The organism is Ktedonobacteraceae bacterium (genome assembly GCA_035653615.1).
Lineage (GTDB): Bacteria > Chloroflexota > Ktedonobacteria > Ktedonobacterales > Ktedonobacteraceae > DASRBN01.
In genome coordinates this window covers 201,709-218,189 of sequence record DASRBN010000019.1, presented here as the reverse complement: position 1 = coordinate 218,189, position 16,481 = coordinate 201,709, and the positions used below count along the sequence as shown (strand labels likewise).

Annotated in this window: 15 protein-coding genes; 8 read left to right on the top strand and 7 right to left on the bottom strand. The window is 56.5% G+C overall.

The features are described from left to right. Positions 1–79: 79 nt before the first annotated feature. Positions 80–541 (bottom strand): GNAT family N-acetyltransferase, encoded by a 462-nt coding sequence (locus VFA09_10755; protein ID HZU67744.1) that lies wholly within the window; start codon positions 539–541, stop codon positions 80–82. Between the two features lie 156 nt (positions 542–697). Beyond that, complete coding sequence (locus VFA09_10750; GenBank protein HZU67743.1) at positions 698–1,306, bottom strand: hypothetical protein; 609 nt, start codon at positions 1,304–1,306, stop codon at positions 698–700. Between the two features lie 408 nt (positions 1,307–1,714). Here VFA09_10750 and VFA09_10745 point away from each other — a divergent pair, with 408 nt between their 5' ends. The 6 genes from VFA09_10745 (at position 1,715) to VFA09_10720 (ending at position 9,280) form a co-directional block, all read left to right on the top strand. After that, on the top strand, positions 1,715–2,950 hold the full coding sequence (locus VFA09_10745; GenBank protein HZU67742.1) for a sugar ABC transporter substrate-binding protein: 1,236 nt from the start codon (positions 1,715–1,717) through the stop codon (positions 2,948–2,950). Between the two features lie 3 nt (positions 2,951–2,953). Next, a complete protein-coding gene (locus VFA09_10740; GenBank protein HZU67741.1) occupies positions 2,954–3,907 on the top strand; it encodes a sugar ABC transporter permease in 954 nt (317 codons plus the stop codon). Positions 3,908–3,930: 23 nt separating this feature from the next. Then, the gene (locus tag VFA09_10735) at positions 3,931–4,833 is read left to right on the top strand and encodes a carbohydrate ABC transporter permease (GenBank protein ID HZU67740.1); all 903 of its coding nucleotides are present in this window, start codon (positions 3,931–3,933) and stop codon (positions 4,831–4,833) included. Positions 4,834–4,842: 9 nt separating this feature from the next. Further along, positions 4,843–6,747 carry a hypothetical protein gene (locus VFA09_10730; GenBank protein ID HZU67739.1) on the top strand — a complete coding sequence of 635 codons (1,905 nt, stop codon included), beginning with the start codon at positions 4,843–4,845 and terminating at the stop codon, positions 6,745–6,747. A 355-nt stretch (positions 6,748–7,102) separates the two neighbouring features. Then, positions 7,103–7,897 carry a DUF899 family protein gene (locus VFA09_10725; protein HZU67738.1) on the top strand — a complete coding sequence of 265 codons (795 nt, stop codon included), beginning with the start codon at positions 7,103–7,105 and terminating at the stop codon, positions 7,895–7,897. Between the two features lie 294 nt (positions 7,898–8,191). Beyond that, on the top strand, positions 8,192–9,280 hold the full coding sequence (locus VFA09_10720; GenBank protein HZU67737.1) for a GrpB family protein: 1,089 nt from the start codon (positions 8,192–8,194) through the stop codon (positions 9,278–9,280). A gap of 223 nt (positions 9,281–9,503) precedes the next feature. Here the strand turns inward: VFA09_10720 and VFA09_10715 are convergent, their stop codons facing one another. From VFA09_10715 to VFA09_10700, 4 genes are all read right to left on the bottom strand, one after another. Continuing rightward, positions 9,504–10,652 (bottom strand): hypothetical protein, encoded by a 1,149-nt coding sequence (locus VFA09_10715; GenBank protein ID HZU67736.1) that lies wholly within the window; start codon positions 10,650–10,652, stop codon positions 9,504–9,506. Between the two features lie 12 nt (positions 10,653–10,664). Further along, positions 10,665–11,048 carry a VOC family protein gene (locus VFA09_10710; GenBank protein ID HZU67735.1) on the bottom strand — a complete coding sequence of 128 codons (384 nt, stop codon included), beginning with the start codon at positions 11,046–11,048 and terminating at the stop codon, positions 10,665–10,667. 179 nt (positions 11,049–11,227) lie between these two features. Next, the gene (locus VFA09_10705; GenBank protein ID HZU67734.1) at positions 11,228–12,388 is read right to left on the bottom strand and encodes a hypothetical protein; all 1,161 of its coding nucleotides are present in this window, start codon (positions 12,386–12,388) and stop codon (positions 11,228–11,230) included. Between the two features lie 15 nt (positions 12,389–12,403). After that, positions 12,404–12,940 carry a sigma-70 family RNA polymerase sigma factor gene (locus VFA09_10700; GenBank protein HZU67733.1) on the bottom strand — a complete coding sequence of 179 codons (537 nt, stop codon included), beginning with the start codon at positions 12,938–12,940 and terminating at the stop codon, positions 12,404–12,406. A 167-nt stretch (positions 12,941–13,107) separates the two neighbouring features. Here VFA09_10700 and VFA09_10695 point away from each other — a divergent pair, with 167 nt between their 5' ends. Next, positions 13,108–13,884, top strand: a complete 777-nt coding sequence (locus tag VFA09_10695) for an NAD+ synthase (GenBank protein HZU67732.1) — start codon at positions 13,108–13,110, stop codon at positions 13,882–13,884. Between the two features lie 189 nt (positions 13,885–14,073). Next, a complete protein-coding gene (locus VFA09_10690; protein HZU67731.1) occupies positions 14,074–15,711 on the top strand; it encodes a CocE/NonD family hydrolase in 1,638 nt (545 codons plus the stop codon). 306 nt (positions 15,712–16,017) lie between these two features. On the opposite strand, the gene VFA09_10685 is transcribed toward VFA09_10690, so the two are convergent. Further along, positions 16,018–16,446 carry a plastocyanin/azurin family copper-binding protein gene (locus VFA09_10685; protein HZU67730.1) on the bottom strand — a complete coding sequence of 143 codons (429 nt, stop codon included), beginning with the start codon at positions 16,444–16,446 and terminating at the stop codon, positions 16,018–16,020. Positions 16,447–16,481: the final 35 nt, after the last annotated feature.

Here is a 16,481-nt window from a genome sequence, read left to right as displayed (position 1 = left end):
TCAGGGTAATGTTTCAGCGACCGGCGTAGCGCAGGTGGGAGAAATGGAAAGGGAATTGCAGGAAAGCAGGGGATAGAGCTTAACCCAGTTCTTTCTCATACAAAATGACTTCCAGACCGCCATAGTTATCCCTGCCAACCTCGCGATAGCCGTTTTTTTCGTAGAGCTTACGGGCGGGAATTTGCAGGATCGATGTATCCAGGTGCAAGGTTTTGTAGCCCATGGCGCGGGCGCGGGCTTCGAGTTCGTTGAGGATGATTTGGCCAAGCCCGCGACCCTGGTAGTCAGGGTGGACACGCATACGTTTGATTTCGGCACGCCGCGGACCCGTGTGGCGAAAGGCTCCCATAGCCACGAAGACCCCATCCCATTCGCCGATCAAAAATTCTCCCTGGTTGTTAAGATACGTTTCCTCAATGGTATAGATATCATCGTCCCAGGGGCCGCGTCCCAGATAGGCACCGGTCTGCTCAAGAGCATAGACATGCAGGTACTCGATAGCTTCTTGATCGGCGGGGGTGTAACGACGTAGGGTGAACATGGAATGTATCCTCATATTTTCTCACAAAACGGACTTTCATCACCTGCGACAGTGGAAAAAAGAGACGCTAGCCGACCTGCCCATTTTAAAATAAAAGGCGTACCTTCCTGATCTGGAAAGAATAGGAAGATACGCCCTACCAGCGCCTGCTTCAGCCTATACCCAGAGGTGCAGGCCGTTGGAAAAGTTCAATGTTACGGCAAATGTCAGGTACATCAGCCAGATGCCGGTAAGCAACTGCCAGATACCGACCAGGCGCGCTCCCATGGGGAAGAAGCCAAAGCGCGTGGGAGCTTCCGTCAGGTAGATCAAAGACAGACCGATAAAGACGATCACGACCGGAACATCGCCCGCGATTGCGAAAACAATCACGCCCAGTACGGAGATCAAAAAGAATGCAATTGCCATCCAGGCGTCGGGCAATGCGCTGGCACCGATGAAACGCCGGTGCGCCATGGCAAACCAGTGGATACCATATGCCGTGAAAGCCAGCGCGGCCATATAGAGGGGTGAAGTCGCCGCGCCTCCCGGCTTGGCAAAGACATTGAACCAGGTCAATCCGACCAGGAGAGTAATGCCGGTGATAAACTGCATGAAGCCCGGCATCCAGAATGCCCACATACCCATCGACCGGCTCACATCCAATGATTCCTTGGGGTAGCCGAATACCGCGTGGCCTCCCCAGACGAAGTAGCCGGTGCCGAGGCCAAAGAAGCCAATCGCGAGTGGAAGAAATGCCGACGGGGGAAAAACAAACTGTGTCATGTCAAATCCTCCTCAAAAAGTTCTATACGACAAGTCCATGTAAATGCCGAGGGAATAGGAAGCATGAATTAGCTCGTGGTGCGATATATTCCCTGTATACCAAGTATACAGGGAAAAAGGAGAAACTGCAAACCCTTGCGTCTCACCGTCTCAGCGGGGCAAATGTATTCCTTCGAACTATATTATACGTGTCTTAAATATCGCAGGTTTCAATATAGAAGAGATTGCTAATATATAATGGATGTGATTTCAGTCTAGCAATTGAATTTGCGGGCGTGGTCACCTTTAGATAGATAACTCCTACTCATTGTTGGGCAAAGTAACCTATTCTTTTATCATCCTCTCGATAAAAGAATGAATATAGATGATTCAGAATCCTGGGTTTCTTGAGAAGAAAGGAGATACGGCATGAGGAAACATAAGCTCCTCGCCATTCTTGCACCACTGACGCTGCTTGTGATGGTCCTGGCCGCCTGCGGTGGAGGCGGAGGTGGAAGCGGTAACGCTAATTCCGGCAATCTAACAATATGGGCCATGGGAACAGAGGGCGATAATCTGAAGGTACTCGCGAACGATTTCATGAAGCAGAATCCCAATATCCACATTACGGTGCAGTCTATTCCCTGGAGTGATGCGCATAGCAAGCTGCTGACCGCGGTCGAAGGGAACCAGACGCCCGATATCGCCCAGATGGGCACGACCTGGATGGCAGAATTTGCCAAGACCGGCGCGCTGGATACCACTCCCAGCAGTTTTAACCCGAGCGATTTTTTCCAGAGCGCCTGGAATACCACCGTTTATAACGGCCAGTCTTATGGCGTCCCATGGTACGTCGATACTCGCGTGCTGTTCTATCGTACCGATATCGCCCAGAAGGCCGGTATCACCAGCCCACCTCAGACCTGGCAGCAACTGCTGGCGGATGCCAAAGCCATGCAGCAGAAAGGCGGAGCGAAGTACGGCATTTCGTTGCAATCCAACGACTGGGAAGAATGGCTGCCTCTTGTCTGGCAGGCCGGTGGGCGAGTCTACAACAACAACCAGTTCACCTTTAATACCTCTCCGGTAGTACAGGCCCTCGCCTACTACCAGCAATTTTTCAAACAGGGCCTCACGCCCATGACGGAGCCGCCAAACTTCGATGTTGCGCAGGGCTTTGTCAGTGGATCGACACCGATGTTCATTTCAGGCCCATGGGAGATCAGCCTGATCCAGCAAGAGGGCGGAGCGGCAATGAACGGCAAATGGGCGATCACCACACTGCCTAAGGATATCACGAACACCTCGTTCGCCGGGGGAGCCGATATGGTCGTCTTCAAGAACAGTCCCAATCGCGCTGCCGCCTGGAAGTTCGTGCAATATGTTACGCAGCCGGCTGTGCAGCAAAAGTGGTATGAAACCGTTTCGGACCTGCCCGCGGTGAAGGCGGCCTGGAGTAGCGGTACGCTTGCTACAAACAAGTACCTGACCATCTTCCACGATCAATTAAGCGACACCAAGGGCCCTCCCACTATCGTCAACTGGGAGCAGATCGCTAACATGATCGATGACCAGATGCAGCAGGTGATGTTTGGGAAGATGACCCCGCAGCAGGGCGCGCAGACGATGCAACAGAAAGCGCAATCCATAGGCACCGGGAGCTGATGAATGAGTACTACAACTCGAACATCTACCGTCACCCCGGCGGCTCGCGCGGCGCACAAAGCGCCGCGCAGGTCGCGGGTGAGGCTCGGTGGTCGCCTGGTACCCTGGCTCTTTGCATCGCCGTGGATCATTATCTTCGTGGTCTTCATGGCCGCGCCCATCATCGCCTCGCTGATCCTGAGCTTCACTGACTTCGGCATCGCTAACGTAGCGAATCCGTTCAACCTGAATTTCATTGGCTTCCGCAACTACGTGCAGCTTGCCCATGACCCAGATTTTATCGCTGCCGTACTGAACACGCTCGAGTTCGTGGTCATCGGCATACCGCTCGATGTCGTTCTCGCTTTGTTGATTGCCGTCGGGCTGAATCGAGGTGTGGGGGCGTTTCGGGCAATTTTCCGCGTCGGCTATTACCTGCCGGTCGTCACCAGTATCGTTGCCATTGCCGTCGTCTGGCGCTATCTCTATGACCCCGACGTGGGCCTTATCAACAATGTGCTGCACGCGGTTGGTTTGCCGGGCATAAACTGGCTCGGCGACCCGAACCTGGCGATGCCCTCGATCATCTTCATGGCCGTCTGGCATAACCTGGGGGGCGCGATGATCATCTTCCTCGCCGGGCTGCAAGGCATCGATAAGACGCTCTACGAGGCGGCTCACATCGACGGCGCGGGTTCTTTCGCGCGCTTTCGTTACATCACGCTGCCGCTGCTGCAGCCCACGATGCTCTTCGTGGTGGTTACCACCAGTATCGCTTTCCTGCAAGTCTTCGCGGAGCCATTTGTGATGACCGGCGGTGGCCCGCTCAACCGCACGCTCACCGTCTCGATGTACCTGTACCAACAGGGCTTCAATTACTTCAATCAAGGGTACGCGAGCGCCATCGCCTATGTGCTGTTCGTAGCGATTGCCATCGTCTCGCTGGTTCAGTTCCGCATTCTGCGGCCTCAGACATGAGTGAGCAATAGGAGGTAGAGATTATGTTGGACACCCAGACTACCACCCCGGCCTTCGCGGTACCGGCAGATGCAACGGAGGAGCAGAAGAAACAGGCGCGCATCGATGCCCTCAAACGGAACTGGTGGATCTACGCCCTGCTTACCCTGGGGTTGATCGTGATGATCATCCCTTTCGTCTGGATGATTCTCAGTTCGCTCAAGAATCCTGCTGAGCTGGCTCTTGTGCCGCCGGACTGGATTCCCCAGGCGCCAACGCTGAATAACTTTTACCGGCTTTTCAACAATTTCAATTTCCCGCTGTACTTTCTGAATTCGATCATCCTGGCAGTCAGCATTACGGTATTGAACCTGCTCTTCTGCTCTATGCTCGGCTACGCGCTGGCCAAGCTGAAGTTCGGCGGGAAAAATGCGCTCTTCCTGCTGGTGCTGTCAACGATGATGGTGCCTGCCGCCGTCACCTATGTATCCTTGTTCGTGCTGATGAGCAAGATACACCTGGTCAATACGCTTCCGGCGGTGATCCTGCCCGAGGCCGCGGCGGCATTCAACGTGTTTTTGATGCGCCAGTTCATGCTCGGCATCCCGGATGAACTGCTTGAAGCGGGGCGCGTCGATGGCGCCAGCGAGTTCTTCCTGTTCTGGCGCATAGCGATGCCGCTCTCGAAGCCGGCCCTTGCCACCGTGACCATCCTGACGTTCTTGAGTTCGTGGAACGACTTCTTCTGGCCCTTGATCGTGCTTACCAGCGATCAAAAATATAACCTGCCGGTGGCGCTGGCGACATTTGCGGTTGGTCAGCACTCATCCGATAACGGGCTGCTGCTGGCAGGTGCAGTAGTAGTCGTGCTGCCGATTATCGCGGTCTTCCTGGCGCTCCAGCGCTACTTCACGCAGGGCATTGCCTTAACGGGCCTGAAAGGGTAACGATACCTCATGGATACGTCTTCGCAGCAGCATACCGGCGCGCGCGCTGAATGGGAAGAACACATCGGCCAGCGCTCTTCCGGCGGGGCAGTGTCACAGGGGCAATATGCCACAGTCGAGTTGCCACCGCCGGGCGGCCTCACTGCCGAAGCGGGGGCAGGCCAGGTGACCTTGCGCTGGCAACCCGTGCCCGGGGCAGTTGGATACCTCGTGCAGCGCAGCGAATCGCCGTCCGGGCCTTTCGCGCCCATCGATCACGGCGGAGGCGATGTTATTCCCGTACCCGGGCCGGTGTATGCCGATACGACAGGCACACCCGGCAGGCGCTACTGGTATGCCGTGGCCTCGCTTTCAGATGTCAAGGGAAAGCCGGGCAAGCTCACAGGGCCTGTCGAGGCACAAGCGGGAACGAGCAGTCCGGCGCTGCTGAACCTGAATGTCAAAGCCCGGACGGCGGCGGGCCATATTCATCGAGTGTGGCAAATGCTCGGCTCGGAGCATCTCTCACAACTCTTCTATGGTGAAGGGCCGGGCAGCAACAATATCGGCGCGGAGTTCGCGCAGGCGCTGCGCATTGCGCGCGCGGAACTGGGCGCTACTCACATCCGTGCCCATGCCATCCTGACAACGCCCGCGCGCCTTGCCGGTGTTGCTCTCGCGGATGGTCTCACACAGGAAGATATCGAACATCCTGTCTACCATGAGGTTAATGGAGAGCCGCGGTACGATTTCACGAACATCGACCGCATCTATGATGACCTGCTGGAAATAGGGCTGCGCCCGGTGGTAGAGCTTTCTTTCATGCCGCGCGACCTGGCCTCTGATCCTGACGCCACCGTCTTTGCCTATCGCGGCATCATCTCGCCGCCGCGCGATTGGAAGCGCTGGGAAGCATTGATTCATCGACTCGCCGCGCATCTCGTGGAACGCTACGGCATCGAGGAAGTGACCCAATGGGGTTTCGAGGTCTGGAATGAGCCCAACCTGAAAGTGTTCTGGAGCGGCACCCAGGAAGAATATTTCCGGCTCTATGAGCTAAGCGCCCGCGCTATCAAGTCGGTCGATGAGCGTCTACTCGTGGGTGGCCCATCAAGCGCGGCGGCGGAATGGATCTCCGCCCTGCTGGACTTCGTGCGCGGCAAGCAGCTTCCGCTAGATTTCGTCTCGACTCACACCTACGGCAACCTGCCACTGGACATACGGCAGGCGCTCAAAGCCTATGGATGCGAGAACGTCAAGATCTGGTGGACGGAATGGGGCGTATCACCAACGCACTTTGCCGCCGTCGACGACGAGGCGTTCGGCGCGCCATTTGTACTACATGGCATGAAAAGCATCCAGGGACGAGGCGATGCCCTTTCTTACTGGGTCATCAGCGATCACTTCGAGGAGTTGGGACGGCCATCCAAGCTGCTGCACGGCGGCTTCGGGCTGCTCACCATCGGCAACCTGCGCAAGCCGCGTTTCTGGGCGCTGGCCCTGCTGCAAGACATGGGCACGGACCTCGTGCGGCTTGACCTGCAAGGAGATGGTGCCGGGTCGCTGGTAGATGCCTGGGCCACTCGCAAAGCGGATGGCTCCATAGACATCCTGGCCTGGAACGGCACGCTCGACCAGTCCAAAGTCCAGGGCAGTCCCCTGCTCAATCGCCGCCTGCGCATCAGCATCGAACAGCTTGAAGACCGCCCCTATCACTGTTCGCTGGCACGCGTCGACGCCCGCCACTCCAACATCGCTGCTCACTGGCAATCAGAGCGCGACTGGCCCACAGCCGCGCAATGGAAACAATTACATGCCGCCGATAAACTCGACGAGCAATCATTGCCCGATGTGAAACCAACCGGCAGCATTGCCCATTTCGATCTCGAGCTGCCGATGCCAGGAGTATTGAGGCTGCGGTTGACGCCTGGATGACATATAGTTTTTTTGGCAAGCTCCCTCTTCCCCGCATCCGCTACAACCCCCGCCCCTACTGGCCTCGCAAAAATCTGCGATTGCTTTAGCTTCATTGCCTGCGCCAGCAGCCAGAAAGCACTGCGTATCATGACGATTCCTGCCAGGACGATGATAGTGCCGGTACTCAATACGCCGGAAAGCAGGCTTGAGACGAAGTAACCGGGAGGCATGAGCGAGAGATTGAGACAACATCCGAATTGCCATTTTCTTTCTCGGCTCATAGAATAGATACACGTGCAAATTGCAAGAAAATCTACGCTCTCCATCAGTCATCTCGAATGCAAGAGGGAGAGAGAAAAGAAAGGAACCACCTATGAACCCATATGATCAGCACCATTTCCCCAAGGGCCTCGACACTTCTGCGCTGCCCGCGGTGGTTGACCGGGCCACCTGGCAGGCGGAACTGGACAAGCTGCGAGTTCGGGAAAAGGCGCACACCCGCGAAGGGGACGCGATCGCGGCGGCTCGCAGACGCCTGCCGGTAGTGGAGATGGACCCCACCATCCAGCTGGTTGGCCCGCATGGACCAGTCACGTTGCTGGAGGTCTTCGAGGGCCGCAAGCTTCTGATCGTCTATTTTCACATGTGGCACACCGGTCAACCCGCCAGCGCCCAGTGCGAGGGCTGCACCTTCTCCAACAGCCAGGTTCGCGAGCTATCCTACCTGCATTCCCGTGACGTTACCTACGCGACGTTCTGCGAAGGCCCATACGAGGAGAGCATCCGTTACCGCGACTTCATGGGCTGGGATGTTCCCTGGTACTCGGTGCCACAGGAGTCCGTGGACCAGCTGGTCGCGGACCGGCACTTCGGCATCCTGGTCTGCTATCTCCGAGACGGTGACCGGGTCTTCGAGACCTACTGGACCACCGGCCGCGGCAATGAAGTGATGGCTCCTACCTACGGACTGTTAGACATGACTGTGTATGGCCGGCAGGAGACCTGGGAAGACTCGCCCGCTGGCTGGCCGCAGCGGTGGGATTCCAAAGGTGGCCAGTTCCGGCTGGACGGCCGCCCGACCGCCCAGTGGTCCCGGCTTGCCGCCGGGCGCTCCGACGACCTCGGCACCCAAACCACTGCCCCAGGCGGCCACCCAAACCAGCCATGAGCCCTTTGAGCAACGCCATTTACCACCTTTTAGGGTAATGTGCTATACTGGATCATCCCTGCCGTATACATTCCCTAATCGATGAATTTTGACAACGATGATCAACCATGTCATTCTGAGTGAAGCGAAGAATCCTCTTGTGGCGCGCGAGATTCTTCGCTTCGCTCAAAATGACATGGTCGACTTTGATTGATTCAATTTCAGCAGGGACAGCCCCATACTCAGAATGACATGGCCGACTTTGATTGATTCAATTTCAGCAGGGACAGCCCCTTACAAGGAGCAGAACGGGACATGGAACAAACACCGGGCGGCAATCACTGGAAAGATCACTATGCCAGCGAGCGCGAACGACTGATCGCGGCGCTCGGCACAATCCCTGATGGCGGAATCATCGAGCAAATCGAACACGTTGGAGCAACCAGCATACCTGGCCTCTTCAGACAACCATGCGTAGACATTGCCCTTGCCGTGTGGCCGTTCCCTCTCGAAGCATCCGCGCGGGAAGCCCTGGCATCTCTGGGCTACGAACTCGATCCCGGCTTCGCAAGCGCTCCCGAACAGCGCTTCCGGCACGCGAGCGGGATGTTTCGTCTTTACCTGATCGAGCCTGGAAGCCCGTTATGGACGGATTATATTCTTGTGAGCGAGTACCTGCGTCATGATGAGGCGGCTCGGCAAACTCTGTCGGCTCGCAAGCAGGCATGGGTTGGTGACATCGAGTCAGGCGACTACCACGAGACAAAGAGACATTGGTTCGATCAGATGCTCGATGATGCACACCAGTTATGGATCGAGCGCGAGGGCTTCTCGCCCCTGCAGCGCGTGGCCGATGAGATGCGCGATTATCCTCATTCCTGGTACATCTGTGGCGGCTGGGCGCTCGACCTGTTCCTTGGGCAAGTGACGCGCGTCCACCAGGATGTCGACGTGGTCATATCTCGCGCGGACCAGCTTGCCCTGCAACAATATTTGCTGGAGCGCGGCTGGAAGCTGGTGACGCCATTTGAAGAGCGGCTGCATCCCTGGCCGGTGCATATGCGCCTGGAGCTGCCGCGCCACCAGGTACATGCCCACCGCAATGGAGCATTCATGGACTTCCTGCTGACCAACCTGGACGGGGAAGTCTGGCGCTTTCGCCGGGAACCGTTCATCATACGGCACATGAGCCGGGCCGCACTCCGATCTGACGGCGGAATCCCCTTTCTCGCCCCCGAACTGGTGCTGTTATTTAAAAGCAAGAACACCACCGGAAAAGACCGCGGCAAAGACCAGTCCGATTTCGCAAAGATCTGCACGCTGCTGGAACCCGAACGCCGTGCCTGGCTGCGCTGGGCCTTGATCGCCACCAATCCATCACACGCATGGATTGAACAGCTGTGATGAATGGACCTGGGGCCGATAAATCGGGGCCTACGGCCCCGCCGCGAGGCCGGGTATCACACCGCCAACCGGCCCTGCGGCGAAGCTGGTTATAACATGGTGAACCGGCCCCCGCGGCGGAGCCGTAGGGGCCGGTTCACCGTACACACCGCCGATTTATCGGCCTCCGTTCATTGCTGGAGTAGTTTATCAAACTCCATTATCGGCCCGCGGCGCGCTTATCCTAACAATAATGCTCGACCAGCGTCGTACTATCCGAGTGACCTACGGCCCACACGTCTGTAGGCGAGGTCGCGGCTACTCCTTCGAACTGTGCGCTATTCGTGCCGGGGCTGGGGCTTTTTACGACATGCCATTGTTTGCCGTTCCAATGCTCGGTGAGCGTATGGGCGACAAAATCGCTGGTCTGGTAGTATCCCACGGCCCAGACATTACTGGTCGAGATTTCTGCCACTCCAAGCAGGCTGTTGCTGACAGGGCCAGGGCCGGAGCTTGACACAACGCTCCATTGCGTGCCGTTCCAGTGCTCGGTCAGCGTCTGGCTGTCGGCGTATCCGACGGCCCAGGCGTCATTGGCCGAGGTCGCCGCGACGCTGGCCAGGTAGTTAATCTGCGTGCCGGGGCTGGGGCTGCTGACTACGCTCCACTGCGTCCCATTCCACTGTTCGGTCAGCGTATCCCAGATGCCGTTGCTACCTACATAGAATCCGACGGCCAGGACATCACTGGATGAGACAGCGGCCACGCCGGTAAGAGCGCTGACTTGCGGAACAGGGTTGGGGCTGCTAACCACGCTCCACTGCGTCCCGTTCCAATGCTCGACCAGCGTCTGCTCCACCCCACCGATTGTCGTCGTGGATTGACTGTTTCCGACGGCCCACACATCATTGGTCGAGACCACTGCCACGCTGAAAAACTCGTTGCCTGCCGAGCCAGGATCAGGGCTGCTGACGATATTCCATTGCGTGCCATCCCAATGCTCGGTTAGCGTTTCAGCGATACCATTAACGCCTTCCCAACCTACTGCCCATATATCGTTGGCCGAGACCACTGCTACGCTAGTAAGCGTGCTATAAAGCGTGCCGGTGCTGGGACTGCTAACGGCGCTCCACTGCGTCCCATTCCATTGCTCAATGATCGGCTGGCCGCTGCCACTCTGTCTACCAGAGCTGCCAACAGCCCAGGCATCAGTGGCCGAAACCGCGGCCACGCTACCAAGACCATCGGGAAAGCCGGGGTTGGGACTGCTCACAATCTTCCAGCTGCAAGCCAACGGGGCGGCACTGGCAACACCAGTAACGCTGGCACTGATGAATAGCATTGGGAGGAAACAAAGCATCATCATTGGCTTTAAGAAACTGCTGAGTTTCATAATAGATTCCTTTCAATCGGAATGAGCATCCACTTCGGGGATGCGTTCGGCAAAGAGGATGAGATTGCCATAGGGGTCTCTGATGAAAAACTCTTTGAGACCCCATGGTTTAGCCTCTAGCATAGAACAAACGGCGTTTGTTGGCAGGTATTGCTGGTACAACTCATCGATGCGGGTAACGCTAATCCAACACACCGAATGGCTTTTGGGAACATCTGAGGAGTAATTCAGGTGCAGAGCAACTGCGTCCCGTTCGACAATGACAAAGCCTTCGTCGCGATAGGTAGTCTGAAATCCCAGTTGTTCGTAGAAGGCCAGCGCCTGCTCCAGATTATTGACGACAAAACGAGGGGAAACCGAGAGAAAGGCTGGCCGGTTACTGTGGTTACCTGACATGTATTCGTTCTCCTTTCATTGCATACAAAATCCACCTGGCTATTCTTACCATGAACCTCTTGTATGGAAAACCTGTAACCAGCCAGCAGTATTACTCTTTTAGGGCCTGGGCCATCGCTGCCGTTTGGCTCGCGGCAGCGATGGTTGTACAAACAATCAATGCGGTGCGGTCAGCATCCTTACTGGCACTGCCCGGAGGGTTTCACCTGCGGCGAATTCACCGAATTTGGACTGGTCGTGATAACCTCGGCCACACCGGGGAAGGTATGGTCGGGCGGCAATGTGCCTGAAACGCTAAAGGTGTACGTTTTTGTGGTCTGCCCCGGCGCGAAGGTAACGCTCGCGTTCGTGCTGGAGCGGCCATTGTTCGCCGTCCACATGAACTGCACGGTGCCGCCACCGCTGCCGGCAGCGGCATGGAACGTGGCCGTATAGGTGAACGTGACCTGCGTATTGCAGGCTATCCCCGCGATTGAGGATGGACTCACCACTAAATCGACACCGGTCACCTGAAACGAGGTCTGCTGCGTGCAGGTGCCCGTTGGCTTGATCAGTTTCGACGTAATGCTATTGGGACTGGTCGTCATCACTCCGCCGTTGCCGGGAAAGGTATTATCGGGCGAGAGCGCGCCTGACGAGGTAAAGGTATACGTTTTTGTGGTCTGCCCCGGCGCGAATTGTATACTGGCCGGCGTACTGCCCCGTCCATTATCGACGGTGTAGGTAAAATCTACCGTGCCGCCGGGACTATTGGCCGGAACGTGGAACGTGGCCGTATACGTTACGGTGAGATTGCTGCCACAGGCCAATCCCGCAATCGAGGACGGTTGAACCGCCATATCGATCCCGGTCACCTGGAACGTGACCGGTGTCTTTGTAGGCGTGGGCGTATTGGTAGCCGTGGGCGTATTGGCCGGCCTGCTTGTTGGCGACGGCTGCACTATGGGCGTTGTTTGACCGTGATTTGGCTGACCACCACTAGCCGGTTGGCGCGAATGACTCAAAACGAAGAGCAGCGAACCAACAAGTATGGCCGCGATCACAACGGCGGCGAGCGCGCCAAGGCGCTGCTGCCATACCTTACCATTAGAAGAAGATCTGAAGCCGATAAGTTTCATCGTGTTTTCCTTTTCTCCCCCGCGCACCATAGGCGGTGCGGGAGTAAATGCTGATTGATTTTCATACAAAGGTTTTATATTGTTTTTTTGCAGACGCGTTCGTATACGAGCGAGTGATTGGATATCCTCGCCGTGTGTATCGTAAAGACGATGCAGGTCCCACATAAGCTGTTCGTTTTGCCTGCTTAACTCCTCGGGAGTGAAATCATTGTGCATTCCCATGCTTTTTTCTCCCTTCTACTGCCGTTTGTAGAGAACGCCTAAGTGGGCGATGGCGCGTGAAAGCATCTGCCGCACGGCGTCTTCTCGTTTATCGAGCAGGATTGCGATGTCAGCAAAAGGCAACCCGGAACTGTAGCGTAGTTGCAAGACCTGCTGCTGCACGGGAGATAATTGTTCAATGGCCCTGCGCAGTTGATCTAATTCTTCATGTCGTTCGGCCACCCATTCTGGTGCCCGCGACTCATCCTCGTAAATAGAGTCCGCCACCGTTTCTAAGCTGACAACAGGACGACGAGCCTGTCGTCGATAGCTATCGACGAGCTTATTATGCGCGACCCGCCGCAGCCATGCCAGCTGCTCCTTTCTCTGTAAACCTGGCAGGTTATCATGCTCCCATGCCGCCGCGAAGACCTCCGCAGTCAGGTCCTCAGCATCTTCACGCGAGCTAACATGCAGGCGCATATACGCGAAGATGGTCGGCCCATAGAGGTCAAACAGCGACGTTTCCGTGCTGTTCTCCTGCTCGCCCTGGCTGCGTTTCTGCTGTTGCATGCTAGCTCCCTCTCCCTGTCTCCTTGCGCGACAAGGAATTTCACTAAAGATATCGCTGAAAGCAGAACTTTGTGACAAAATTTCGGATCAGATTTTCTCTGTATCCATACTAACATAGGAATCCGTATTTTATGTAGAAATCGAAGGTAGCAGGAAAAAACAAACCCATGTTAAACATCGATTGCGCGCAAACAGATCGCCAGATCAGCAGCTTTATCCGCGACGAACTGCGTACAAGCGGCCAGCACAAACTCGTCATCGCCCTCTCAGGTGGCATCGACTCAGCCGTATCATGCGCATTGGGCGTGCATGCCGTCGGACCGGAAAACATCATCGCCGTCATGTTGCCCTATGGAGCATTGAGCGAAGAGGCGACCAGGGACGCCCGGCAACTCACCGCGCAACTGCGCATCCCCAATGAAAATACGAAAATCATCGACATACAACCCGCCGTGGATACCATCGTACAGCAAATACCGGACATCAACGACGCGCGACGCGGCAATATCATGGCGCGCATGCGCATGATCTACCTCTACGACCTGGCGAAAAAATACACCGGCCTCGTGCTTGGCACCGAAAACAAAACCGAATACTACCTTGGCTATTTCACGCGCTTCGGCGACGAGGCGTCCGACATCGAACCCATCCGCCAGCTCTACAAAACGCAGGTGCGGCAGATGGGCGAATATCTCCAGCTTCCCCAGAGCATCCTCACCAAAGCTCCCTCCGCCGGCCTATGGAGCAACCAGACCGACGAGAAGGAATATGGCTTCACCTACGACGACGCCGACAAAGTCCTCTATTACTACTTTGATGAACACGTCCCCCTTGACGAGATAGAGGGCAAATCCGGCGTGCCACGCGAGGTAGTCGCCCGCGTGATGGAATGGGTGCGGGCCAACGATTTCAAGCATCACGCGCCGAGGGTATTTGGGGAATAGGATGAATTACACTGTGTGATGGGAAAAGGCGGCCACAAGGGTACGAAGATGCTACCCAAACAAGCGTCAAGGTGAGCCCATTGAGTGCAAGGCCCTTTCTCCTTAAAATTCTTCATTATGTCATGTAAGTCCCTCCTGTGCTATAGTATTGAAAAAAGCATGACCGCTTATTTTCGCTGTTGGAGAAATATGATGTCATTCCTCACCCGCATAATTGGCACGCTTGCCAAATTTCCCCCGGCTGAAACATACGATCTGATTGTGGAACGCGATTTGAAGGTGCCGATGCCCGATGGCGTGGTGCTGCTGGCGGACCGCTATGCGCCACGCGGCAGAGAGAATCTGCCTATTATCCTGGTGCGCTGCTGCTATGGGCGGCGCGGTTTCTTCGGCATGTTCTTTGGGCGGCTGGTAGCCGAGCGTGGCTACCAGGTGGTGGTTCAGAGTACGCGCGGCACCTTTGGCTCGGGCGGGATATTTGAACCATTCATCCACGAACACGACGATGGACTGGCAACCGTGGCATGGTTGAAGCAGCAACCGTGGTTTTCGGGCGCGTTCGCGACCAATGGCCCCAGCTACCTGGGCCTGGTGCAGTGGGCCATCGCGCGCGAAGCGGGACCGGAGTTGAAGGCTATGGCCATTCAGGTCAGCACGTCCGAGTTTCGCGGCCAGACGTACATGGGCGGCTCCTATGCCCTCGATACAACCCTCTCCTGGACGCATATGATGGCCAACCAGGAGCGCCCGGCGAGAGCGCTCCTGAGTCAGCTTACTGCCAGGCGCAAGCTGAAGCCGCTTTTTATGCACCTGCCACTGCGCGATCTCGATAAACTTGCCGATGGCGAGCATGCGCCGTTCTTCCAGACGTGGCTTGAACAAAGGCCGGCGGATGATCCCTATTGGAAATCGCAGGACTTCAGCGATACCGTCAAGGATGTGAAAGTACCGATCAATATGGTGAGCGGCTGGTATGATATCTTCCTGCCGTGGACGCTGCGCGATTACGCGGCTCTGCGCGCCGCCGGGCAGCGACCGTATCTCACCATTGGTCCCTGGGCGCACGCCTCGATGGAGCTGATGGACACTGGAGTGCGGGAATCGCTGGCATGGTTCCGCGCCTACCTGTATAACGACCACAGCCAGTTGCGCAAATCTCCGGTGCGCATCTTTGTCACCGGCGCCAATGAATGGCGCGACCTCGCGGACTGGCCACCGGCAGGCAGGCGACACGAACGCTGGCATCTTCAACCGGGCGGAGGATTGGCCCCGGAAATTTCACCCGCGTCCCCGCCCGACCACTATCGCTACGACCCCGCCGACCCTACTCCGGCAGTATCCGGACCGGTACTTGCGGGCAATAGCATGCCCACCGGCAACCGCGAGTTGGAGGCGAGGCCGGATGTGCTGACCTATACCAGCGCACCGCTGGCAAGCGACCTGGAAGTGATCGGACCGGTGCGGGTCGAATTGTTCGCTCGTTCCAGCCTTCAACACACGGACTTCTTTGCCCGCCTGTGCGATGTCGATGCACGAGGAAAATCGCTCAACGTCTGCGATGCGCTGCTGCGGGTCGAGGCTGGCCAGCAGCCGGTTACTGCAGATGGTTGCTGGCAACTGAGTATCGACCTGTGGCCAACTGCGCACCGCTTCCGCCGGGGACATCGCCTGCGCCTGCAAGTATCAAGCGGCGCGCATCCACGCTATGCCAGGAACACAGGCAGCGGGGAGCCGCTGGCAACGGCAACGAAGCTGGTGATCGCAGATCAGGAGATTTATCACGATCCAGAACATCCATCGAGTATCGAGTTGCCGGTAAGCGAGTAGATTTCAAAATAACCCCGCAATAAAGGCCGGCACTACGTTTTAATAAATTAATTGAACCTATCCTGGGCGGGACCGATCATGGGTTTGAACAAAATATTTCGGTAATGAACCCGGGGCCGATAAATCGGCGCAACGGGCCGTTCGTAGGGGCCGATTCATCGCGCCCACCGCCGATTCATCGGCCTTCCGGGATTATCAGAGTAATTTGCTCAACTGCATCATCACCCCCCCAAAAAACTGGCCCTGGATGCTCATCGTATCCAGGGCCAATCGGTACAGGCAGGGCCTGCACTTACACTGCTCTCGTCAACTCACGATAATGGTTGCCTTCATGAATGGATGGATGTTGCAGTGGTAAGTAAACGTACCCGCCGTAGTAAACTTGAAGCTGAACTTACCTCCCGGTGCAATGATCCCGCTGTCCCAGACTCCCGTATCGCTCGTGGAGGTGTGCGATACCATCGTCAGGTTCTTCCAGGTCACGGTGGTACCAACTTTGATCTTCAGCGTCGTGGGACTGAAGGTGAAGGTGCCGTTTTTGGTAATGATCTTGACGGTTTTCTTGGTTTTGGCATCGGGCGCGGCCACTGCCGAGTGTGCCTGGCTGACTCCTTTACCTGCCGCGAATGCCTGTGATGTGCTAGAAACTACAAACGACATTACAAGGGTCAGAACCAGTAGAAATACCCCCATTCCACCCAGAGCGAATTTCAATCGCTGTGTTGCCATCGTCATAGGATGTGCCTCCAATCTTTGGAAATACCGGTACA

Coding starts and splice junctions, on each gene's coding strand:
- VFA09_10695 (HZU67732.1), top strand. CDS start 13,108: ATGTTAAACATCGATTGCGCGCAAACAGATCGCCAGATCAGCAGCTTT.
- VFA09_10720 (HZU67737.1), top strand. CDS start 8,192: ATGGAACAAACACCGGGCGGCAATCACTGGAAAGATCACTATGCCAGC.
- VFA09_10725 (HZU67738.1), top strand. CDS start 7,103: ATGAACCCATATGATCAGCACCATTTCCCCAAGGGCCTCGACACTTCT.
- VFA09_10735 (HZU67740.1), top strand. CDS start 3,931: ATGTTGGACACCCAGACTACCACCCCGGCCTTCGCGGTACCGGCAGAT.
- VFA09_10705 (HZU67734.1), bottom strand. CDS start 12,388: ATGGGAATGCACAATGATTTCACTCCCGAGGAGTTAAGCAGGCAAAAC.
- VFA09_10755 (HZU67744.1), bottom strand. CDS start 541: ATGTTCACCCTACGTCGTTACACCCCCGCCGATCAAGAAGCTATCGAG.
- VFA09_10685 (HZU67730.1), bottom strand. CDS start 16,446: ATGACGATGGCAACACAGCGATTGAAATTCGCTCTGGGTGGAATGGGG.
- VFA09_10740 (HZU67741.1), top strand. CDS start 2,954: ATGAGTACTACAACTCGAACATCTACCGTCACCCCGGCGGCTCGCGCG.
- VFA09_10690 (HZU67731.1), top strand. CDS start 14,074: ATGATGTCATTCCTCACCCGCATAATTGGCACGCTTGCCAAATTTCCC.
- VFA09_10700 (HZU67733.1), bottom strand. CDS start 12,940: ATGCAACAGCAGAAACGCAGCCAGGGCGAGCAGGAGAACAGCACGGAA.
- VFA09_10715 (HZU67736.1), bottom strand. CDS start 10,652: ATGAAACTCAGCAGTTTCTTAAAGCCAATGATGATGCTTTGTTTCCTC.
- VFA09_10730 (HZU67739.1), top strand. CDS start 4,843: ATGGATACGTCTTCGCAGCAGCATACCGGCGCGCGCGCTGAATGGGAA.
- VFA09_10745 (HZU67742.1), top strand. CDS start 1,715: ATGAGGAAACATAAGCTCCTCGCCATTCTTGCACCACTGACGCTGCTT.
- VFA09_10750 (HZU67743.1), bottom strand. CDS start 1,306: ATGACACAGTTTGTTTTTCCCCCGTCGGCATTTCTTCCACTCGCGATT.
- VFA09_10710 (HZU67735.1), bottom strand. CDS start 11,048: ATGTCAGGTAACCACAGTAACCGGCCAGCCTTTCTCTCGGTTTCCCCT.